The sequence below is a fragment of the Micromonospora sp. WMMD737 genome (genome assembly GCF_049179055.1).
Classification (GTDB): domain Bacteria; phylum Actinomycetota; class Actinomycetes; order Mycobacteriales; family Micromonosporaceae; genus Micromonospora; species Micromonospora reichwaldensis.
On sequence record NZ_JBMHMH010000001.1, the window covers coordinates 5,042,317 to 5,062,099 of the forward strand.

Consider the following 19,783-nt stretch of genomic DNA (forward strand, 5'->3'; position numbering starts at 1 on the left):
ACGTTCATGTCGGCAACATCGACCCTAGCTTCTAACGATTCTTGACAGTGCCGACGGTGACGCCGAGCGCCTCGGCGGTGGCGGCCTCGGTGAGATCCTCGAAGTAGCGCAGCACCAGCACGGCCCGCTGCCGGGGCGGCAGGTGGCCGAGCGCGTCGCGCAGCGCGAGCCGCAGTGCCCCGTCGCCCTCGGTCGTGGCCCGCTCCGGCGGGTACTCGCTCAGCCACTCCCGGCGGCGTCGGCGCCACCAGGAGACGGCGTCGCGGTAGAGGATGGTCCGCACGTACGCGGCCGGGTCACCGTGCCGCACCGAGGGCCAGCGCAGGGCGAGCTTGAGCAGTGCGTCCTGGAGCAGGTCCTCGGCCTGGTGCCGGTTGCCGCAGACCAGGTAGGCCGCGCGCAGCAGCCGGTGCTGGTGGCACTCGACGAAGGTGACGTAGCCGTCCCGCCCGTCGTCGGTCGTCGGCGGTCCCATCCGCCCTCCCCTCCGGCCGGCCGTTGCGCGTCACAAGACAGACGCACCGGGGCCGGAAAAGGTTGGGTGGCCGTTCGCCGGAGTCCGGACGGCGGCGGCGCGACCGACGCGGTACCGGCGGTCACGCCCCGGACCCCACGATGATGGGGCGGTGCCCGGTCAGGCGTCGGGCGCGCCGCACAGGTAGCGCTGGACGGTCGGCGCGACCCAGGCGACCAGCTCGGCCGGGTCGGCGTCGACCACCGGGGGCAGTCGGAGCACGTACCGGGTCAGCGCCAGGCCGAGCATCTGGCTGGCGACGAGCCCCGCCCGCCGGGGGGCCTGCGCCGGTTCCGGCACGACCCGGGCCACCGCCGTCGTGAGCTGGTCGGCGAAGATGCCCCGCATCCGCTCGGCGGCGGCGTGGTTGGTGGCGGCCGTACGCAGCAGCGCGGCCATCGTCCCGTCGGTCTCCCACCGGTCGACGAAGTGCCGGACCAGCAGCTCGCCGAGCCGTTCGGGTGGCGCGTCGGCCAGTTCGGGCAGCCGCAGGTCGAACTCGGCCGCCGCCGCGAAGAGCCCCTCCTTGCTGCCGTAGTAGCGCATCACCATCGACGGGTCGATCCGCGCGTCCGCCGCGATGGCCCGGATGGTCGCCCGGTCGTAGCCGTCGGCGGCGAAGCGTTCGCGGGCGGCGCGGAGGATCGCCGCCCGGGTGGCGTCGGAGCGGCGGGTACGGGTCGGCGCGGCGTCGGTCATGCCCACGACCGTATGCCAACGCCTGTTGACACTCCATCGTCGGTCGACCTAACGTTGCCAACAGGCGTTTGCCAACATGTGTTGGCATTGACGGACGGAGGTTGGCGATGCTGCCCACTTGCACGGACGTCCTGGTGGTGGGTGCCGGCCCGACCGGGCTGACCGCCGCGCTGACCCTCGCCCGGCGCGGGGTCGACGTGACAGTGGTCGACCGGCTGGACCGGCCGCCGCGGACCTCCCGGGCGGCGGTGGTGCACGCGTACACCCTGGAGACGCTGGACCGGATCGGCGCCGGCGCCCCGCTGGTGGCGCGCGGGCTGCGGTCGCCGGGCTTCACCGTGCGCGACCGCGACCGGGTCCTGCTCACCGTGCCGTTCGACACGCTGCCTTCCCGGCACGCCTACGCGCTGATGGTGTCCCAGTCGGTCACCGAGGAGGTGCTCGCCGGGCAGCTCGCCGCCCTCGGTGTCCCGGTGCTGCGCCCGTACGGGATGACCGGGCTGGCCCCCGACGCGGCCGGCGCGGTCGCCACGTTCGCGGGCGGCGCGACGGTCCGGGCCCGCTACCTGGTCGGCGCCGACGGGATGCACAGCACGGTGCGGGAGCGGGCCGGGATCGGCTTCTCCGGCCCGGCCGGCGGCGAGGAGTCGTTCGTCCTCGCCGACGTCCGGCTGGAGAGCGCGCTGCCCCGCGACCGGGTGTCCCTCTTCCTGGCCCGCTCCGGCCCGCTGGTCTGGGCGCCGCTGCCCGACGGGGTGGTCCGGCTGGTCGCGGCCGTGGCGGAGGCCCCGGCCGCGCCCGACCGGGCCCACCTCCAGGCGCTGCTCGACGAGCGCGGCCCGGCCCGCCGCCCCGACCGGGTGACGGAGGTGCTCTGGGGCTCCCGGTTCCGGATCCACCACCGGATCGCCGACACCTTCCGCAGCGGGCCGGTGCTGCTGGCCGGCGACGCCGGGCACGTGCACAGCCCCGCCGGCGGCCAGGGGATGAACCTCGGCATCGTGGACGCGGTCGACCTCGGCGGCACGCTCGCCGACGTGCTGGCCGGCGCGCCCGACGCGCTGCTCGACGCGTACGCGGCCCGGCGCCGCCCGATGGCCGGGGAGGTGGTGGCCCTCGCCGCCCGGCTGACCCGGCTCGCCACCCTGCCGCCGGCCGCCCGGCCGGCCCGGAACCTGCTGTTCCGCCTGCTCGGCGCCGTGCCGCCGGCCCGGCACCGGATCGCGATGCGCCTCTCCGGCCTGCACCACCGCGACGGGACGCGCGGCTGACCTGCCCGGCGGGTCGCGCGGCCGGGCTGCCCGGTGGGCCGGGCGCGACGGTGCGCGCGGCTAGGCTGCCCCGGTGGGTCAGGTGTGGCGGGACTGGGGTGGCGTGCTGCTCGCCGTGGCCGCCGGGCTGCCCCTGCTGGCCCTCCTCACCGCGGTGCTGGCGCGCCACCGCCGCGACGCCGCGACGGTCGGGGAGTCGTGGCGGCGCAGCGTCGCCGAGGTGGGCGCGGTGGCCGGCACCCTGCCGTGGGCGTGGATGATCCTCACCCCCCGGCCCGCGCCCCGGCAGGTCGACCCGGTGCCGCTGCGCGACCTGGCCGACCTGCTGACCGGGCCGCCGGTGACCGCCGTGGTCCAGGTCGTCGGCAACCTGCTGGTCTTCGCCGCGCTGGGCTTCTTCGGCCCGGTACGCCTGGCCGCGCTGGCCGGGGTCGGCCGGCTGTTCCTGCTCGGGGCGGCCGGTTCCGTGCTTGTCGAGTCCCTCCAGTACGCGCTCGACCTCGGCCGGGTCTCCTCGGCCGACGACGTGCTGCTCAACGCGACGGGCGCCGCCCTGGCCGGGCTGCTGTCGCGGCGCTGGTGGGCCCGGCGGCCGGTGCCGGCGCGGCCGGTCGCAGCGTCCGCCACGCCGCGAGGGTGACCAGCACGAAGACCCCGGCCACCGCCGCCGCCACCGGTCCCACCCCGTACGCCGCGCCGGCCATGCCCGCGAGGGCCGCCCCGACCGGCGCGGTGAGCAGGCCGACCATCCGCTGGGCGGCGCCCACCCGGCCGAGCAGGGCGGGCGGCACGTGGCGCTGCCCGTACGAGGCCCACAGGCCGTTCCACACCGTGGTGCCGGCCGCGAACACGGCCAGCGCCAGACCGCCGGGCACCGGATGCCGGGCCAGCGCCAGCCCGGTCAGCGCGACGGCCTGGCCGGCGAGCACGACGCGGAACGCGGGCACCGTGCCGAGCCGGGCGGCCAACCGACCCGCCCCGAGCCCACCGGCGAGCCCGCCGAGGACCGCCCCCGCGGCGAACAGCCCGTACCCGGCCGGCGGCACCCGCAGCACGTCGAGCGCGTAGAGCACCAGCACCGCCATCAGCCCGCTGATCGCCAGGTTGCTCCCGGCGGTCGCCACGGTCAGCCGCCACAGCAACGCGTCCCCGCGTACCCACCGCATCCCCTCGACGCCCTCCCGCCACACCGACCGCCGCCCGGGTTGGGCGCGGGGGCTGGGCGGGACGGGACGGAGGGCGAGGGCCAGCAGGGCGGCGCAGAGGAAGGTGAGGGCGTCCACGGTGAACGGCAGCGGGGCGGCCAGGGCGAAGAGCACGCCGGCGGCCGGGGCGCCGAGGAAGCCGCCCGCCACCGCCGAGCCGGCCTGGAGGCGGCCGTTAGCCCGGGGCAGCGCGGCCGGCGGCACCACGGACGGGAGCATCGCGAACGAGGCGGCGTCGAAGAGGGTGCCGAGCGCGGCGAGCAGGAAGGCCACGGCCACGAGCGCGGCGACGCCGGCCCGGTCGAGGGCGATTGCGAGGGCGAGTGCGCCGGTCACGGCGGCGCGCAGGCCGTCCACCACCGCCATCGTCCGGCGGCGGTCCCAGCGGTCCGCGTACACGCCGCCGAGCAGGCCGAACAGCAGCGGCGGGAGCTGCCCGGCCACGGTCACCGCCGCGATCACCCGGGGATCGCGGGTCAGCGTCGCGGCCAGCAGCGCCAGTGCCGGCGTACGCAGGGCGTCGCCGAGACGCGAGGACACGGCGGCGGACCAGAGCAGCCGGTAGTCGCGGCCGAGCGGGGGTGCGGTCATGCCGGCGACCCTCCGGGCTCGACCGGGTCGAGGGTCAAGGGGCCGGACGCGCCGGTCACCGGCGGCGGACGTGAGCCAACCGACGGGTAGCGGAGGCTCCACGCCGGGCCGGTCGAGGTCTACGCTTGCCCGGTGACGGTCGAGCAGCAGGCACGGGGCAGGGCGAACGGGGCCGCGGGGTCGGCCCGGCGCCGGTCCCGCAAGGACGAGATCCTGGAGATCGCGGTCGGCCTCTTCGCGTCCCGGGGCTATCACGGCGTCTCGATGGACGACATCGGCGCGGCCGCCGGGGTCACCGGCCCGGCGCTCTACCACCACTTCGCGGGCAAGGAGGCCATGCTGGTCGCCGCGCTGATCCCGGTCAGCGAGGAACTGCTGGCCGGCGGCCAGCAGCGGTCCGCAGGCCACCCCGACGACCCGCGCGGCGCGCTGGAGTCGCTGATCGACTTCCACGTCGACTTCGCGCTGGCCAACCCGGCGGTGATCGCCCTGCACCTGCACGAGCTGGACCGCCTCCCCGACGAGCCGCGCCGCCGGATCCGCCGGCTCCAGCGGCTCTACGTCGAACAGTGGGTGACGGTGCTGACCGCGCTGCACCCGGGCATGCCCGACGGTGAGGCGCGGGTGCTGGCCCACGCCGCGTTCGGCCTGATGAACTCGACGCCGTTCCTGGGTGGCGAGGTGGACCGGCGCCGCCGGGCGGAGCTGCTCCGCGCCGCCACCCTGGCCGCCCTGCTGGCCCACCCCGGTTCCTGAACCGGGGTGGGGCAACTCGTCAGTAACCTTCCGGCCGTGGTTCCCTAGCACCCGTCCCCACCCCTGGACGCTGGAGGGAAACATGATCGAGTCGCTGCTGGTCGCCAACCGGGGCGAGATCGCCCGCCGGATCATCCGGACCGCCAGGCGGCTCGGCATCCGCGCGATCGCGGTGCACTCCGAGGCCGACGCCGACCTGCCGTTCGTGACGGAGGCCGACGAGGCGGTGTGCGTGGGTCCGGCCAACCCGGCCCAGAGCTACCGCAACGTCGAGGCCATCCTCGCCGCCGCCAAGTCGACAGGCGCGCAGGCCATCCACCCCGGCTACGGCTTCCTGTCGGAGAACGCCGACTTCGCCCGTACCGTCGAGGCGAGCGGGCTGATCTGGGTCGGGCCCGGCGCGGACGCGATCACCGCGATGGGCGACAAGATCAACGCCCGGAACCTGATGGCGGCGGCCGGCGTGCCGGTCGCGCCCGGCACCACCGACCCGGCGGCCGACCTCGACGCGGCGGTCGTCGCGGCGGCGGAGATCGGCTACCCGGTGATGGTCAAGGCCGCGGCCGGTGGCGGCGGCATGGGCATGGGCGTGGCGACCGACGAGGCCGCGCTGCGCACCGAGTACGACAAGGTTCGCTCCTTCGCCGAGCGGATGTTCGGCGACGGCTCGGTGCTGATCGAGCGGTACTTCCCCCGGGTGCGCCACGTCGAGGTGCAGATCCTCGGCCTGGCCGACGGCCGGGTGGTCGCCCTCGGCGAGCGGGAGTGCTCGGTGCAGCGGCGCAACCAGAAGCTGGTCGAGGAGTCGCCGTCGCCGGCGGTCTCCCCGGAGCTGCGCGAGCGCATCCTGGCCGCCGCCGTGCGCGCCGGCGAGGCGGTGGGCTACCGCAACGCGGGCACCGTGGAGTGCCTGCTGGTCCCGCGTCAGCGGGACGCCGAGGGTGACGGCCCCGACTCCGAAGAGTTCTTCTTCCTGGAGATGAACACGCGGCTCCAGGTGGAGCACCCGGTCACCGAGCTGGTCTACGGCGTCGACCTGGTCGAGGAGCAGCTGCGGGTGGCCGCCGGCCTGGCGCCGACCTTCGACCCGGACGCGCTCGCCCCGCGCGGGCACGCCATCGAGCTGCGGATCAACGCCGAGGACCCGAAGCGCTTCCTGCCCGGCCCCGGCGTGATCAGGACCTGGGTGGAGCCGACCGGCGAGGGCGTCCGGGTGGACTCGGGCTACGTCGAGGGCAACACCGTCACCCCGTTCTACGACAGCCTGATGGCCAAGCTCATCGTCAACGGCGCCACCCGCGCCGAGGCGATCGAGCGGGCCCGGGCGGCGGTCGCCGCCTTCGACCTGGCCGGCCCGAAGAACAACCTCCCCTTCTTCGCCGAACTCCTGGAGAACGAGGAATTCCTCTCCGGCGACTACGACACCGCCATCGTCACCCGAATGCGCTGACCCCTGCGGGTCCGCCGCGTCGATCATGAGGTTGGCCGTGCGGTTCGCCGCTGTCGTCGCGGTCAACCTCATGATCGACGCCGCTGGGTGCGGAACGGGCCGGGTGGGTGGGAGGCTGGGGGGACCCAGCACAAGCTCTGCGTCACAGTGAGGTGACCCCTTATGGCGGAAATGCCGAACTCCGTGTCGATCCGGGAGGTCGGGCCGCGCGACGGGCTCCAGAACGAGGAGCCGATCCCGACCGAGGCCAAGGTGCGGCTGCTCGACGCCCTCTCCGGCACCGGCGTGCAGCGGATCGAGGCCGTCTCGTTCGTGCACCCGAAGGCGATCCCGCAGATGGCCGACGCCGACGAGGTGTGGCAGCGGGCCGCGAAGGCCGACGGCGTGCGCTACTCGGCGCTGGTGCCGAACACCCGGGGCGCGCAGCGGGCCCTGGCCGCCGGCTTCACCGAGATCGAGGTGGTGGTCTCGGCCAGCGACACGCACAACCGGCGCAACGTCAACCGCTCCACCGACGAGTCGCTGGACGACATCGCCGAGCTGATCGACCTGCTGCACGGCGCCGGCGCGCAGGCCGAGGTGATCGTGGCGACCAGCTTCGGCTGCCCGTACGAGGGGGACACCGACCCGGCCCGGGTGGCGGCCATCGTGGACCGGGTGGTCCGCGACGGCGCCGACCGGGTGGCCTTCGGCGACACCACCGGCATGGGTACGCCCCGACGCGTCCGCGAGCTGCTGACGGCGGTACGCGACCGTAACGCGCACGTCCCCGTGCTGCTGCACTTCCACAACACCCGGGGCACCGCGCTGGCCAACATGCTCACCGCGCTGGAGCTGGGCGTGACCGAGTTCGACGCCAGCGTCGGCGGCCTCGGCGGCTGCCCGTACGCGCCGGGGGCCAGCGGCAACCTCGCCACCGAGGAGGCGGTGCACATGCTGCACGACATGGGCATGGAGACCGGCATCGACCTGGACGCCCTGGTCGAGGTGGCCGAGCTGGCCGAGGAGCTGGTCGGCAAGCGGCTCCCGTCGGGGGTGCTCCGCGCGGGCCCGCGTACCCGGCTGACGCCGCTGCCGGGCTGACCACACGCGGGAGGGGCCGGCACGACGCCGGCCCCTCCGTCGTGCGCGGTCGGTCAGCCCACCGTGGCGGGCGCGGCCGGCCAGCTGTCCTGGAAGATCTGCGACCCGGCGCGGTTGGTGCTGAGGGTGCCGGCGAAGAGGCTGGTCACCCGGTTCGCCTCGGTGGTGCTCGGGTACGGGTTCGTGCAGCTGGTGCCGGCGCTGCCGCCGGACATCAGCAGCGCGCAGTTGCCGTTGTAGTTGTCGGGCAGGCCGAGGATGTGCCCGATCTCGTGGGTCATGATCCGCAGCGGGCTGTACTGCTGGGCCTGCTGCGTGTCGATGTAGACCCGCCCGTTGCCGAGGCTGGTCCGGACGGCGTACGAGCCGCCGCCGGTGATCTGGTAGATCCGCAGGTTGGAGCCGCAGTTCGCCGTGAGCGTCAGGTTCGACGTGGCGTTGTTCCAGATCGAGGCGGCCTGGTTGGCGGTGCCGGCGAAGCTCCCCGCCTGGCTGGTGTTGTAGCAGATGGTCATGGCGGCGCTGGCGGGTGACGGGCTGGCGACCGTGACGCCGAGGGTGGCCAGTGCCGTCGCGACGAACGCGACCGCGAGCCGGTTGAGCCGTGAGGTCATCGCTGACTCCAATCCGGGAGGAGGGGTGTCAGGAGCGTAGCCCCGTAAATTCATGATTTTCAATGCTTCTCGACCGGGTGGGGTCGGGTGGCGTCTCCCCCGTCGGCCGTGGCTCGCCGGGGGGCGGGGGGATGCGCTAGCCTAACGATCGTTCAGGTCAGTCGGTCCGCCCGTGAGGTGACCGGCTCAGGTGGCGAGGGAGTCGGCGTGACGCTCGACGGTGAGGCACTGGAGCAGCTGCGCAAGCGGGCCCGGGCCGGCGGTGCGGACAAGTACCACGCGGCGAACGCCGCCAAGGGCAAGCTCTTCGCCCGGGAGCGGGTCGCGCTCCTGGTCGACGAGGGCTCCTTCGTCGAGGACGGCCTCTACGCCAACGCGATGGCGGAGGGCCTCCCCGCCGACGGCGTGGTGACCGGCACCGCCACCATCGACGGCCGCCCGGTCTGCCTGATGGCGAACGACTCCACGGTCAAGGCCGGCAGCTGGGGCGCCCGCACCGTCGAGAAGATCATCCGGATCATCGAGCGGGCCTACTCGACGAGCGTGCCGATGGTCTACCTGGTCGACTCGGCCGGCGCCCGGATCACCGACCAGGTCGACCTCTTCCCCGGCCGCCGCGGCGCCGGCAAGATCTTCTGGAACCAGGTCCGCGCCTCCGGCTCCATCCCGCAGGTCTGCGCGCTGTTCGGGCCGAGCGCGGCCGGCGGGGCGTACATCCCGGCGTTCTGCGACGTGGTCGCCATGGTCGACGGCAACGCCAGCATGTACCTCGGCTCCGACCGGATGGTCGAGATGGTCACCGGCGAGAAGACCACGCTGGAGGCCATGGGCGGCGCCAAGGTGCACTGCGCCGAGTCCGGCGTCGGGCACTTCCTCTGCAAGACCGAGGCCGACGCCCTCGACGTGGTGCGGCGCTACCTGTCCTACCTGCCGGGGAACTGGACGCAGGCCCCGCCGGCCGCGCCCGCCGTCGCGGCGCCGGAGAAGGCCGACCTGGCCGCGCTGGTGCCGGCGAGCGAGCGGCAGGCGTTCGACATGCGGCGGTACGTCAAGGGCCTGCTCGACGACGGCTCCTTCTTCGAGATCCAGGCGCTCTGGGCCAAGGAGTTGACCATCGGCTTCGGCCGGCTGAACGGCGAGGTCGTCGGCGTGGTCGGCAACAACTCGATGTTCAAGGGCGGCGTGCTCTTCGTCGACTCGGCCGACAAGGCGACCCGCTTCGTGCAGCTCTGCGACGCGTTCAACGTGCCGCTGCTCTTCCTCTCCGACGTGCCCGGGTTCATGGTCGGCAGCGCGGTGGAGAAGCAGGGCATCATCCGGCACGGCGCCAAGATGATCACCGCGATCTCGGAGGCGACCGTACCCAAGATCTGCGTGGTGGTCCGCAAGGCGTACGGCGCAGGCCTCTACGCGATGGCCGGCCCCGGCTTCGAGCCGGACGCCACGATCGCGCTGCCCACCGCCAAGATCGCCGTGATGGGCGCGGAGGCGGCGGTCAACGCGGTCTACGCCAACAAGATCGCGGCGATCGAGGACGAGGCGGAACGGGCCGCGTTCGTCGCCGCGAAGCGCGAGGAGTACGAGCGCGACATCGACGTGGTCCGGCTCGCCAGCGAGCTGGTCGTCGACGCGATCGTCGAGCCGCACGAGCTGCGCGCCGAGCTGGTCCGCCGGTTCGCCGCCGCCCGCACCAAGGAGCGGCACTTCTCCCGGCGCCGGCACGGCGTCACCCCGGTCTGATCCCGCCGCCGGCCCCACCCGGCCGGCGCGGGCCCGCACCGCACCTGCGACCCGACCGTTCCCGGCGTCACGAGCGCCCGGCGGCCCATCCACACAGGAGGATTCCATGGACTTCCGGCTCACCGAGGAGCAAGAGGCGCTGCGGGAGAGCGTGCGGGAATTCGCGCGCGAGGTGGTCGCCCCGGTCATCGCGGAGCACTACGAGAAGCACACCTTCCCGTACGAGGTGATCCGGCAGATGGGCAAGATGGGCCTGTTCGGCCTGCCCTTCGCCGAGGAGCACGGCGGCATGGGCGGCGACTACTTCGCGCTCTGCCTCGCGCTGGAGGAGCTGGCCCGCGTCGACTCCAGCGTCGCCATCACCCTGGAGGCGGCGGTCTCGCTGGGCGCGATGCCGATCTACCGCTTCGGCACCGACGAGCAGAAGGCGACGTGGCTGCCGAAGCTGCTCAGCGGCGAGGCGCTGGCCGGCTTCGGGCTGACCGAGCCGGGCACCGGATCGGACGCCGGCGGCACCCAGACCCGCGCGGTGCTCGACGAGTCGACGGACGAATGGGTGATCAACGGCTCCAAGGCGTTCATCACCAACTCGGGCACCGACATCACGGCGCTGGTCACCGTCACCGCGGTCACCGGCACCCGCCCGGACGGTGCCAAGGAGCTGTCCACGATCATCGTCCCCTCGGGTACGCCGGGTTTCACCGTCGCGCCGGGCTACTCGAAGGTCGGCTGGAACGCCTCGGACACGCACGAGCTGACCTTCGACGACTGCCGGGTGCCGGCGGCGAACCTGCTCGGCGAGCGCGGTCGGGGCTTCGCCCAGTTCCTGCGCATCCTCGACGAGGGGCGGATCGCCATCGCCGCCCTGGCCGTCGGCCTCGCCCAGGGCTGCGTCGACGAGTCGATCCGGTACGCGAAGGAGCGCCAGGCGTTCGGCCAGCCGATCGGCAACTACCAGGCGATCCAGTTCAAGATCGCCGACATGGAGATGAAGGCGCACACCGCCCGGCTGGCCTACTACGACGCCGCCGCGCGGATGCTCGCCGGCGAGCCGTTCAAGCGGCAGGCCGCCATCGCCAAGCTGCACGCCAGCACCATCGCCGTGGACAACGCCCGCGAGGCCACCCAGATCCACGGTGGCTACGGCTTCATGAACGAGTACCCGGTGGCCCGCTTCTGGCGCGACTCCAAGATCCTGGAGATCGGCGAGGGCACGTCCGAGGTGCAGCGCATGATCATCGCGCGCGATCTGGGCATGTGACGGCGACGGGTCCGGTGGCGTCGAGGCAGCCGCCTCCGCGCCACCGGGCCCGCCCGGTGTGACCGGCCCGCTGTCGGATATCCGCGCCGGGGCGTCGGCAGGGCGACGCTCGGCTGCCGTCGGTCGTACCCCGTCCGTACCCTTCCTGCCCATGACGCCGGTTCATGATCGTTCGCCGCATCCGGGCGGTCGTACCGGGCTGCCGGAGCTGTTGCGTGGGCACCGGCTCGCCGCCGGCCTGACCCAGGCCGAGCTGGCGGGCCGGGCCGGCGTGGGCATCCGGACCGTCCGCGACCTGGAGCGGGGCCGCTCCTCCCGGCCGCAGCGCACCACTGTCGAGCTGCTCGCCGGCGCGCTGGAGCTGGCCGGAGCCGTCCGGTCGGCGTTCCTGGCCGCCGCCCGGGGGCCGGTCCCGGCCGCCGCGCCGGCCAGCCCCCGCGGCGCCCCGCCGGCCCGCGTCGGCCTCGACCACCACGCCGGTACGCCGGCCGCGCTCCCGCCCCCGGTCGTGCTGGTCGGCCGGGACCGTGACCTGACCGAGCTGGTCGGGTTGTTCACCGACGGGCGCGGCCCCCGGCTGGCCAGCCTGGTCGGGCTGGCCGGCGTGGGCAAGACCGCCCTGGCCCTCTCGGTGGTCCACGCGGTCGCCGACGACCATCCCGGCGGGGCGGCCGGAGTGCTCATCGGCGAGGGCTCGGACGCCGCCGACGTGCTCGCCGCCTCGGTCGCCGTCTTCGGCGTCGCCCGGCTGCCCGAGCTGACCGCCCGCCTCGCCGGCCGGCCGGCGCTGCTGCTCGTGGACGCGGCCGAGCGGGCCCCCGACGCGGTCGCCGAGACGGTGCACCGGCTCGCCGGGGCGGTGCCGTCGCTGCGGGTGCTGGTCACCGGACGGCACCCGGTCGGCCTGCCCGGGGAGCGGGTGTGGCCGGTCGCCCCGCTCGACGTGCCGCCGCCGGGTAGCGAGCGGGAGGGCCCGGCGGCGCTTGCCGACTATCCCGCCGTGGCTCTCTTCACCGCCCGGCTCGCCCAGGTCCGCCGGGAGCCGCCCGGCCCCGCCGAGCTGCCCGCCCTCGCCGCCCTGGTACGCCGACTGGGCGGGCTCCCGCTCGCCATCGAGCTGATGGCGGCCCGGGGCCGGATCCTCGACCTCAACGAGCTGCTCGACCGGTACGGCGACCGCGTCCTCGACCTGACCACCTCGTCGGGGGCGGCCGGGCGGCCGGGCTGGGACAGCACGGAGCGGGGCCGTCCGGAGCGCCCACGGGCGGCGGTGGCGGAGACCCTGCGCGACGCGGTGGCCGTCAGTTACCGCCTCCTCGCCCCCGACGAGCGGGCCGCGTTGCGCCGGCTCGCCGCGTTCGGCAACCGCTGGTCGGTCGAACTGGCCGAGGAGATGCTCGCCGACCCCGCCGACCGGGACGGGACGGTGGTCGTGGACCCGGTGCCGCTGCTCGACCGGCTCGTCGAACTCGGTCTGCTCAGCGTGCGGGGCGCCGGGCCCTTCCGCTTCCGCCTGCTCGACGCCGTACGGGACTTCGCCGCGGAGCAGGCGACCGGCGCGGGCGAGCTGACCGCGATCCGGCGGCGGCACGCACAGGTCGTCGCCCGGCTGGTGGCGCGGACCGCACCGGAGCTGGTCGGGGCCAACCTGCCGGCGGCGGTGCACCGCCTGGACGAGGTGTCCGGCGACATCAGCTCCGCCCTGGCACACGCCGCCGTCGACGACCCGTTGACCGCGCTGCGGTTGGCGGCGGCGCTGTCGCGGTGGTGGCGGTTCCGGGGGCGCGACGTCCCCGGCAGGCAGTGGCTCCGGCGCCTGCTGGCGGATCCGCGTACCGCCGATGTCGATCCGGTGCTGAGGGCGTGGGCGTTCCTCGGGGTGGCCCGACTCGCCGCCGAGCACGGCGCCGGGGCAGAGGAGCTGCCGGCCGCGCGGCGGGCGTTGGCCGCGTTCCGGGACGCGGGCGACGTCACCGGGGAGTTGGAGGCGCGCTCGGTGCTCTGCGCGCTGCTGATCGCCCTCGGCGAGCACGACGAGGCGCGTACGCAGGCCGAGGCGGTGCTCGCGCTGGCCGTCCGGCACGGGCGGGCCCGCGACGTGACGGTGGCGCAGAACAACCTCGCCTGGCACGACATCCGGGTCGGTGACCTGGCGGCCGCCCGGCGCCGGCTGGCCACGGTCGACCGGCTCGCCGCGCAGGGCGGGGAGCAGCGGCTGCGGGTGCTCGCGCGGGCCAACCTCGCCGAGGTGTCCCGCCTGGAGGGCCGCTACGCCGACGCCGTCGACCAGGGCCGGCGGGTGGTGGCGGCGCTGGCGGACCTCGGCGATCCGGGCCACCGGCGCCGGGTGCTCGGCACGGTGGGACTGGCGCTGGCCCGCGACGGCCGGTCCGCCGAGGCGGCCGAGGTGCTGGCCGAGCTGCGCCCACCCCCGGTGCCCCGCGCCGAGGAGGTCTGGTCGCCCGGGCACCCGCCGGGTGCGCCGACGCCCGGGGCGCGCCCGGAGGACGGGATCTGCGCGCTGATCGAGGGGAACCTGGCCCTGTGCCGGGGCGACCGTGAGCTGGCGGCGGAGTGGTTCGCCGCCGCGGCGGAAGCGGGTGTCGACGGCCAGGACCGGCGTGACGTGGTGGAGGCGCTGGTGGGGCTGGCCGCCAGCTCGGGCGACCCCGGCGTGCTGGACCGTCTCGACCGGGCCTGCCGGCAGAGCGGCGTCCGGCTGCTGCCGCAGGAGGAGGAGCAACTGCGCCCGTGGCGGGCGGGCCGGAGCGGGTGGCCCGTCGGCGACGGCGTCGGTCGTCACCTGGAGGGCGTTGCGCAGAGCGAGTGGAGGGCGTTGCGCAGAGCGACCGGGGGTGACGCGGGCGACGAAGCCCCTCTTGCTACCCCTCGCTCGTCGCCCGCGCCATCACCCCCCGGTGCGTCCCCACTGCCCGAAGACTAGCCACCGCCCGCACGCGGTCCCGTCCGGTTTGAACGTCTATCGTCCCGTGGGCGCGGCAGTTCTGCCGCTCTTTCTGCCGGTGCCGAGCGGGCCCCGGGAACGGGTCACGAGGACGTGACCGTCTCGTCGCAGTCGGCGGCGGACCCGGTGCTTCCGGCGGTGGCGCCGGGGTGCACCGCGTCCCGGACCCGGCGCAGCCCGTCGAGTAGGGCGTCCAGGGCCGCCGGGTCGAGCTGGCCGGTGAACCACTGCTCGATGATCCGTAGGTGCCCGGGCAGGGTCTCGTCGAGGCGTTGCAGGCCGGTGGCGGTGACCACGGCGAACGAGCTGCGCCGGTCGGAGGGGCAGGCGCGGCGGGTGAGCAGCCCGTCGCGTTCCATCCGGTCCACCACGCGCGTGACGCCGCTCGTCGAGAGCGAGGTCTGGGCGGCGAGGTCGGTCATCCGCAACTGGTTGCCGGGTGAGCGGGCGAGTCTGGTCAGCACCTCGAACTCGACCGGTGAGAGGCCGTGCTCCTCGAACTGGGCGGCGAACCGGGCCGAGAGCCCGGCGTGCGCCTCGACGAGCAGGCCGACAGCGGTGATCCGGGGGTCGTCGAACACGTTCTGGTCCACGCGCCCATCGTAGCAATACTTGACACGAGGAATATTGCTGTGCCTATAGTTGCTGCGACAGTCGTTGGGCTACTAAACAACTTTCCCCACGGAGGGCAGCTTCATGACCAGCAGCACCGCACCGGTTACCCGCGACTGGGACGGCCTCACGATCCCGACCGCCGGCACCTACCTGCTGGACGCCGCGCACAAGCGCGTGGGCTTCGTCGCCCGGCACATGATGGTCAGCAAGGTACGCGGTGAGTTCGCCGACGCCAGCGCCACCATCACCGTCGCCGAGGACCCGATGCAGTCCTCGGTCAGCGCCACCATCCAGGCGGCCACCATCAACACCAACCAGGCCGACCGGGACGCGCACCTGCGCAGCCCCGAGTTCCTCGACGCCGAGGCCTTCCCGACCCTGGAGTTCCGCAGCACGGCCGTGAAGTCCCGCGACGGCAACGAGTTCGTCCTCTCCGGCGAGCTGACCATCAAGGGCGTCACCCGCCCGGTCGACCTGGAGGTCGAGTTCGAGGGCGTCGGCCGCAGCCCGTTCGGGCAGGACATCTTCGGCTTCTCCGCCTCCACCGAGATCGACCGCGAGGACTTCGGCCTGACCTGGAACGTCGCCCTGGAGACCGGGGGCGTGCTGGTCGGCAAGAAGATCAAGATCGAGATCGAGGGCGAGGCCGTCCGCCAGGCCTGATCCGCCGTACCGCTTCCGGGCCCGCGCCGCGTCACGGCGCGGGCCCGACGCGTGTACGCAGGGTGAGCGCCGCCGGCCGGGTGCGATTTGTCACGACTCATTCGCGGTCCGATCGGGTGCCGGGCGGCGCCGCTGGGTAGAGATGCCGCCGGGAGCGCGTCCGCCGACCGGAGTACGGTCGTCCCGGCCGTGGGACCGCCGCTACCTCCTCTGGTCCCGGCGATGCCGACACTCCTAACGTGGAGGGGTTAACCACGCGCTTACCGGGCCGGCACGGTCCGACTGCGCCTCGCGCCGGGAGGAAACATGGGCAGGGACGTCGAGCAGGGCGCCTTCTCCCGGGAGGACCGGGTCCGTTACCGACAGAAGGTCCGGCGGTGCCTGGACGTCTTCGCCCTGATGCTTGACGACTTCGGCTTCGACGCCGACCGGCCGATGACCGGGCTGGAGATCGAGCTGAACCTGGTCGACTCGGCGGCCGAGCCGGCGATGCGCAACGACCAGATCCTCGCCGACATCGCCGACCCGCTCTTCCAGACCGAGCTGGGCCAGTTCAACCTGGAGCTGAACGCGCCGCCCCGGCTCATCGAGGGCGACGGCTTCGCCGACTACGAGCAGGACCTGCGCGGCAGCCTCTCCCGCGCCGACGAGCGGGCCGCCAAGTCGGACGCGAAGATCGTCCTGGTCGGCATCCTGCCCACCCTCACCGAGCGTCACCTCGTCGAGGACAATCTCTCCACCAACGAGCGGTACCGGGTGCTCAACGACCAGATCGTCGGCGCCCGGGGCGAGGACATCGAGCTCGACATCCGAGGCGTCGAGCGCCTCCAGACCCACACCGACTCGATCGCCCCCGAGGCCGCCTGCACCAGCCTCCAGTTCCACCTCCAGGTCGCCCCGGACAGCTTCGCCGACTACTGGAACGCCTCCCAGGCCATCGCCGGTGTGCAGGTGGCCGTCGGGGCCAACTCGCCCTTCCTCTACGGGCGCCAGCTCTGGGCGGAGACCCGCATCGCCCTGTTCGAACAGGCCACCGACACCCGGCCGGACGAGCTGAAGGCGCAGGGCGTACGACCCCGGGTCTGGTTCGGCGAACGCTGGATCACCTCGATCTTCGACCTCTTCGAGGAGAACGTCCGCTACTTCCCGCCGCTGCTGCCGATCTGCGAGGACGAGGACCCGGTCGAGGTCCTGCACGGCGGCGGCGTACCGGAGCTGGGCGAGCTGCGCCTGCACAACGGCACCGTCTACCGCTGGAACCGGCCGGTCTACGACATCATGAACGGCCGCCCGCACCTGCGGGTGGAGAACCGGGTGCTGCCGGCCGGCCCGACCGTGGTCGACATGCTGGCCAACGCCGCCTTCTACTTCGGGCTGGCGCGCGGGCTGGCGGAGTCCGACCGGCCCATCTGGAGCCAGCTCACCTTCAGCTCCGCCGAGGAGAACTTCCACGCCGCCGCCCGGCGCGGCATGGACGCCGTCCTGCACTGGCCCCGCCTCGGCGAGGTACCGGTGACCAAGCTGGTCCTGGACGTCCTGCTGCCCAAGGCGGCCGCTGGGCTCGACCGGTTCGGGGTGTCCCCGGCCGAACGCGACCGGCTGCTCGGCATCATCGAGCAGCGCTGCCGTACGGGCCGCAACGGCGCGGTCTGGCAGACCGAGGCGGTCTGGGCGGCCGAGCGGCACCGCGGCATGGACCGGGGCGCCGCCCTGCACCACATGGTGCAGCGCTACGCCGAGCTGCAACGCAGCAACGAGCCCGTGCACACCTGGCCCGTCGACTGACCCGGCAGGGCGCTCCGCGGCGGTGACGCCCCTCAGCGGGCCGGGGTGGGAGTGGCCAACGCCGCCCGGCCGCCGGTCAGCGGGGTCCGCGGCCGGAGCGGGATCGGCGGCCGGTGGCCTGCGGTTCCGCCGGATCGTCGCCGGCCTCCGGCACGGCCGGCTCCCCGGTCGTCGCCGACGCCAGCGTGCCGTCCCCGGGGGCCGAAGCGGCCGGTTCTCCGCCCGGCGTGCCGGACGCCGCTGCGGGCCGCGCGGCGGCGGAGACCGGCGTCGGTTCGCGGTCGGCGCGGAACGCCCCTCCGCCCGCCACGACGGGCTCCCCACTCGGCGTGCTGCCGCCTGGCCCGGTGAAGGCGTCACTGCCGCCCGGCACGGTGTAGGTGCCGCTGCCGCCCGACATGGTGGAGGCGTCACTGCCGACCGACCCGGTGGAGGCGTCGCTGCCGCCCGGCGTCGTGCGGGTGTCGCTGCGGTCGGGCGCCGCCTGGGCGTCGCCGTCGGTGCCGTCGACCGGAGCGGTGTGCCGCCCCGGGGCCGGTTCCCCCGGGTGGTCGGCGGGCTCGCCGGTGCGTTGGCGGGGGACCCGCACCGGTCCCCGGGCCGCGGCCCGTCGGGCGGCCCGCTGGGCGAGGACGGTGACCAGGACGGCGCCGCCGACCCCGACGATCACCGCGTACGGCGCGATCAGGTGCGCCGACACCTGCTCCGGGCTGATCGCGGTCAGCCTCGGCACCGCCAGGAAGTACGCGGTCGCGACGAGCAGCGGCCCGGCCGCACCCGAGGCGGCCGCCCCGACCCGGTGGTCGGGGTCCCGGGCGTCCCGGCGGGCCGCGAGGGCACCGATCACCAGCGCGGAACCGAGGGACAGCAGCGCGCCAGGCCAGTAGAAGTAGTCGCGGATCCAGTACCGCCCGTCGTCGGGGCCGAGCTGCCAGATGCCGAGCTGGGCGCTGGTCAGGCCGCGCCCGGCCAGCACGCCGTCCACGACGGCGATCACGGCGAGCAGCCAGAGCCAGCCGACGGTGGCGAGCACGTTGTTCGCGGCGGCCCGCGAGCGCAGCGCCCAGGCCGCCGTCAGCACACCGACCAGCACGCCGACCGCCGCGTAGGCGGCCGCGACGTTCCGGGGCGAACCGGTGTCGGCCACCGCCACCGCCTGCCGGGCCGGTACGGCCACCAGCAGCACGGTGATCAGCGCGCCCACCCCGGCGGCCACGGCGAGCGCGGCGGAGCCGAGGAGGCCGCCACCCGGTCCGGCCGGAGTCGCGTCGGCGGGACCGGTGTCCGGTTCCGGGGCGCGGTCGCGCAGCCGCTGCGCGCAGACCGCGCCGAAGACCGTCGAGGTGGCCGCGATCCAGGTGGCCCAGATCAGGCCCGCCACCCAGGCGGTCGCGCCGGCGGTCGCGTCCGCCGGCGCCCAGTTGATGATGCCCAGCCCGTAGCCGAAGCCCAGTTGGGCCGCGCCCGCGCCGGCAGCGACGCCGACCGCGATCGCGATCGATCCTCCCCAGCCCCGTCTGGCCATGCCGGGGAGCGTAACGTCCCGTGGTCGGCGCGGCGAGTCGTAGCGGTCCGGCCGGGGCAACCGCGACGACGCCGGCGTTGACGGGAGCGGGTACGGTCGCCGGTGATCGAGGCGGGGTGGGCGTATGACGGACGGGGACACGGGCGCGCGGGACGGCGCCGGGCCGGACCGGTCGGCGTTGCTGCTCAGGGGCGGGCTGGCCGTCGTGCTGCTCGCTGCCGTCGGCGCGACCGGCGGCTGGCTCCTGGCCGGCGAGGACGATCCGTCGGCCCCGCCGACGGCGGCGGCGGAGGGTCCGCCCGCGACCAGCACGCCCGCTACGACCCGAGCGACCCCGGGCCGGTCCGCGCCGGCGGCGGCTCCCCGGACGACCGCACCGAGCCGCTCCGCCGGGCTGACGGTTCCGCCGGTCGTCGGCGAGGATTTCACGGACGCCCGCGAGGAGCTCCGCGAGAAGCGGCTGGGCTGGCGGCTCGTCTTCGGCCGTGGCACCGGGACGACCGTGGAGCGCACCTCCCCGGAGGTGGGCGCCGAGGTGCAGCCCGGGCGCACCGTGACGCTCTACGTGAGCGGTCCGGCACCGGCCGCCACCGTGCCGGACGTGGTGGGCGACGACTGCGACGACGCGGCGGACGAGCTCGTCGACGAGGGCTTCTACCCGCAGTACCGGACGGGCCGGACCGGCAAGGTCAGCCGCCAGGATCCGCCCGGCGACGGTGCGGGCCGGTGGAACGACCAGGTGTCGATCTGGTGCGGCGACGCGCCGGAGGACGGCGGTTCGCCCTCCCCGACACCCTGACGGAGCGTCCGGCACGCTGATCCCGGCCGATGGCCTCCGGGACCGCTAGGTTGGCGGTCAGGGCCCGCGACGCCCGCCCGGGCCGGGAGAGGACGCGCCATGAGTGAGCGTCAGCGAGCGAGTCATCGACATTGTGCGGTGGTGCCTCATGTCGGCACGCAGCGGAGCGGAGTGCCGGCATGAGTGAGCGTCAGCGAGCGAGTCATCGACACGGTGCGGTGGTGCCTCATGTCGGCACGCAGCGGAG

General features: G+C 74.7%; 16 protein-coding genes and 1 pseudogene. 11 read left to right on the top strand and 6 right to left on the bottom strand.

Annotated features, from left to right (window positions below; all coding sequences use genetic code 11):
* Positions 1-31: 31 nt before the first annotated feature.
* Both ACN27A_RS22190 and ACN27A_RS22195 read right to left on the bottom strand, forming a co-directional pair.
* Positions 32-475, bottom strand: coding sequence for a SigE family RNA polymerase sigma factor (locus ACN27A_RS22190; protein WP_421456557.1), 444 nt, complete (start codon positions 473-475; stop codon positions 32-34).
* Between the two features lie 159 nt (positions 476-634).
* A complete protein-coding gene (locus ACN27A_RS22195; protein ID WP_421456559.1) occupies positions 635-1,213 on the bottom strand; it encodes a TetR family transcriptional regulator in 579 nt (192 codons plus the stop codon).
* A 107-nt stretch (positions 1,214-1,320) separates the two neighbouring features.
* Between ACN27A_RS22195 and ACN27A_RS22200 the strand changes: the two genes are divergently transcribed.
* Both ACN27A_RS22200 and ACN27A_RS22205 read left to right on the top strand, forming a co-directional pair.
* Complete coding sequence (locus ACN27A_RS22200) at positions 1,321-2,484, top strand: FAD-dependent oxidoreductase (protein ID WP_421456561.1); 1,164 nt, start codon at positions 1,321-1,323, stop codon at positions 2,482-2,484.
* 73 nt (positions 2,485-2,557) lie between these two features.
* A complete protein-coding gene (locus ACN27A_RS22205) occupies positions 2,558-3,124 on the top strand; it encodes a VanZ family protein (RefSeq protein WP_421456563.1) in 567 nt (188 codons plus the stop codon).
* Here ACN27A_RS22205 and ACN27A_RS22210 read toward each other — a convergent pair.
* A complete protein-coding gene (locus ACN27A_RS22210) occupies positions 3,018-4,280 on the bottom strand; it encodes an MFS transporter (protein WP_421456565.1) in 1,263 nt (420 codons plus the stop codon). The two genes, ACN27A_RS22205 and ACN27A_RS22210, sit on opposite strands and share 107 nt — an antisense overlap.
* A 132-nt stretch (positions 4,281-4,412) precedes the next feature.
* Between ACN27A_RS22210 and ACN27A_RS22215 the strand changes: the two genes are divergently transcribed.
* The 3 genes from ACN27A_RS22215 (at position 4,413) to ACN27A_RS22225 (ending at position 7,569) form a co-directional block, all read left to right on the top strand.
* Positions 4,413-5,036, top strand: a complete 624-nt coding sequence (locus ACN27A_RS22215) for a TetR/AcrR family transcriptional regulator (RefSeq protein WP_421456567.1) — start codon at positions 4,413-4,415, stop codon at positions 5,034-5,036.
* A gap of 82 nt (positions 5,037-5,118) precedes the next feature.
* Entirely contained in the window at positions 5,119-6,486 is a 1,368-nt protein-coding gene (locus ACN27A_RS22220) for an acetyl-CoA carboxylase biotin carboxylase subunit (protein WP_421456568.1), read from the top strand.
* A 162-nt stretch (positions 6,487-6,648) separates the two neighbouring features.
* Positions 6,649-7,569, top strand: coding sequence for a hydroxymethylglutaryl-CoA lyase (locus ACN27A_RS22225; protein WP_421456570.1), 921 nt, complete (start codon positions 6,649-6,651; stop codon positions 7,567-7,569).
* Positions 7,570-7,622: 53 nt separating this feature from the next.
* On the opposite strand, the gene ACN27A_RS22230 is transcribed toward ACN27A_RS22225, so the two are convergent.
* Positions 7,623-8,183: a snapalysin family zinc-dependent metalloprotease gene (locus ACN27A_RS22230; RefSeq protein WP_421456572.1), complete on the bottom strand. Its 561-nt coding sequence runs from the start codon at positions 8,181-8,183 to the stop codon at positions 7,623-7,625.
* A 207-nt stretch (positions 8,184-8,390) separates the two neighbouring features.
* Here ACN27A_RS22230 and ACN27A_RS22235 point away from each other — a divergent pair, with 207 nt between their 5' ends.
* The 3 genes and pseudogenes from ACN27A_RS22235 to ACN27A_RS22245 form a co-directional block, all read left to right on the top strand.
* The gene (locus ACN27A_RS22235; protein WP_421456573.1) at positions 8,391-9,923 is read left to right on the top strand and encodes an acyl-CoA carboxylase subunit beta; all 1,533 of its coding nucleotides are present in this window, start codon (positions 8,391-8,393) and stop codon (positions 9,921-9,923) included.
* Positions 9,924-10,029: 106 nt separating this feature from the next.
* Positions 10,030-11,184: an acyl-CoA dehydrogenase family protein gene (locus ACN27A_RS22240; RefSeq protein WP_121397345.1), complete on the top strand. Its 1,155-nt coding sequence runs from the start codon at positions 10,030-10,032 to the stop codon at positions 11,182-11,184.
* 151 nt (positions 11,185-11,335) lie between these two features.
* Positions 11,336-13,930, top strand: a pseudogene (locus tag ACN27A_RS22245) (ATP-binding protein); the annotation flags it as partial.
* A gap of 302 nt (positions 13,931-14,232) precedes the next feature.
* Here the strand turns inward: ACN27A_RS22245 and ACN27A_RS22250 are convergent.
* Positions 14,233-14,742 carry a MarR family winged helix-turn-helix transcriptional regulator gene (locus ACN27A_RS22250; RefSeq protein ID WP_421456575.1) on the bottom strand — a complete coding sequence of 170 codons (510 nt, stop codon included), beginning with the start codon at positions 14,740-14,742 and terminating at the stop codon, positions 14,233-14,235.
* 103 nt (positions 14,743-14,845) lie between these two features.
* Between ACN27A_RS22250 and ACN27A_RS22255 the strand changes: the two genes are divergently transcribed.
* Both ACN27A_RS22255 and ACN27A_RS22260 read left to right on the top strand, forming a co-directional pair.
* Positions 14,846-15,427 (top strand): YceI family protein, encoded by a 582-nt coding sequence (locus ACN27A_RS22255; RefSeq protein WP_311410011.1) that lies wholly within the window; start codon positions 14,846-14,848, stop codon positions 15,425-15,427.
* Between the two features lie 306 nt (positions 15,428-15,733).
* On the top strand, positions 15,734-17,212 hold the full coding sequence (locus ACN27A_RS22260; protein WP_311410012.1) for a glutamate--cysteine ligase: 1,479 nt from the start codon (positions 15,734-15,736) through the stop codon (positions 17,210-17,212).
* Between the two features lie 76 nt (positions 17,213-17,288).
* Here ACN27A_RS22260 and ACN27A_RS22265 read toward each other — a convergent pair whose 3' ends face one another.
* Positions 17,289-18,737: a hypothetical protein gene (locus ACN27A_RS22265; RefSeq protein ID WP_421456577.1), complete on the bottom strand. Its 1,449-nt coding sequence runs from the start codon at positions 18,735-18,737 to the stop codon at positions 17,289-17,291.
* A gap of 124 nt (positions 18,738-18,861) precedes the next feature.
* Between ACN27A_RS22265 and ACN27A_RS22270 the strand changes: the two genes are divergently transcribed.
* The gene (locus ACN27A_RS22270) at positions 18,862-19,536 is read left to right on the top strand and encodes a PASTA domain-containing protein (RefSeq protein ID WP_421456579.1); all 675 of its coding nucleotides are present in this window, start codon (positions 18,862-18,864) and stop codon (positions 19,534-19,536) included.
* Positions 19,537-19,783 lie beyond the last annotated feature (247 nt).

Coding starts and splice junctions, on each gene's coding strand:
- ACN27A_RS22265 (WP_421456577.1), bottom strand. CDS start 18,737: ATGGCCAGACGGGGCTGGGGAGGATCGATCGCGATCGCGGTCGGCGTC.
- ACN27A_RS22220 (WP_421456568.1), top strand. CDS start 5,119: ATGATCGAGTCGCTGCTGGTCGCCAACCGGGGCGAGATCGCCCGCCGG.
- ACN27A_RS22210 (WP_421456565.1), bottom strand. CDS start 4,280: ATGACCGCACCCCCGCTCGGCCGCGACTACCGGCTGCTCTGGTCCGCC.
- ACN27A_RS22230 (WP_421456572.1), bottom strand. CDS start 8,183: ATGACCTCACGGCTCAACCGGCTCGCGGTCGCGTTCGTCGCGACGGCA.
- ACN27A_RS22195 (WP_421456559.1), bottom strand. CDS start 1,213: ATGACCGACGCCGCGCCGACCCGTACCCGCCGCTCCGACGCCACCCGG.
- ACN27A_RS22200 (WP_421456561.1), top strand. CDS start 1,321: ATGCTGCCCACTTGCACGGACGTCCTGGTGGTGGGTGCCGGCCCGACC.
- ACN27A_RS22225 (WP_421456570.1), top strand. CDS start 6,649: ATGGCGGAAATGCCGAACTCCGTGTCGATCCGGGAGGTCGGGCCGCGC.
- ACN27A_RS22190 (WP_421456557.1), bottom strand. CDS start 475: ATGGGACCGCCGACGACCGACGACGGGCGGGACGGCTACGTCACCTTC.
- ACN27A_RS22260 (WP_311410012.1), top strand. CDS start 15,734: ATGGGCAGGGACGTCGAGCAGGGCGCCTTCTCCCGGGAGGACCGGGTC.
- ACN27A_RS22270 (WP_421456579.1), top strand. CDS start 18,862: ATGACGGACGGGGACACGGGCGCGCGGGACGGCGCCGGGCCGGACCGG.
- ACN27A_RS22255 (WP_311410011.1), top strand. CDS start 14,846: ATGACCAGCAGCACCGCACCGGTTACCCGCGACTGGGACGGCCTCACG.
- ACN27A_RS22240 (WP_121397345.1), top strand. CDS start 10,030: ATGGACTTCCGGCTCACCGAGGAGCAAGAGGCGCTGCGGGAGAGCGTG.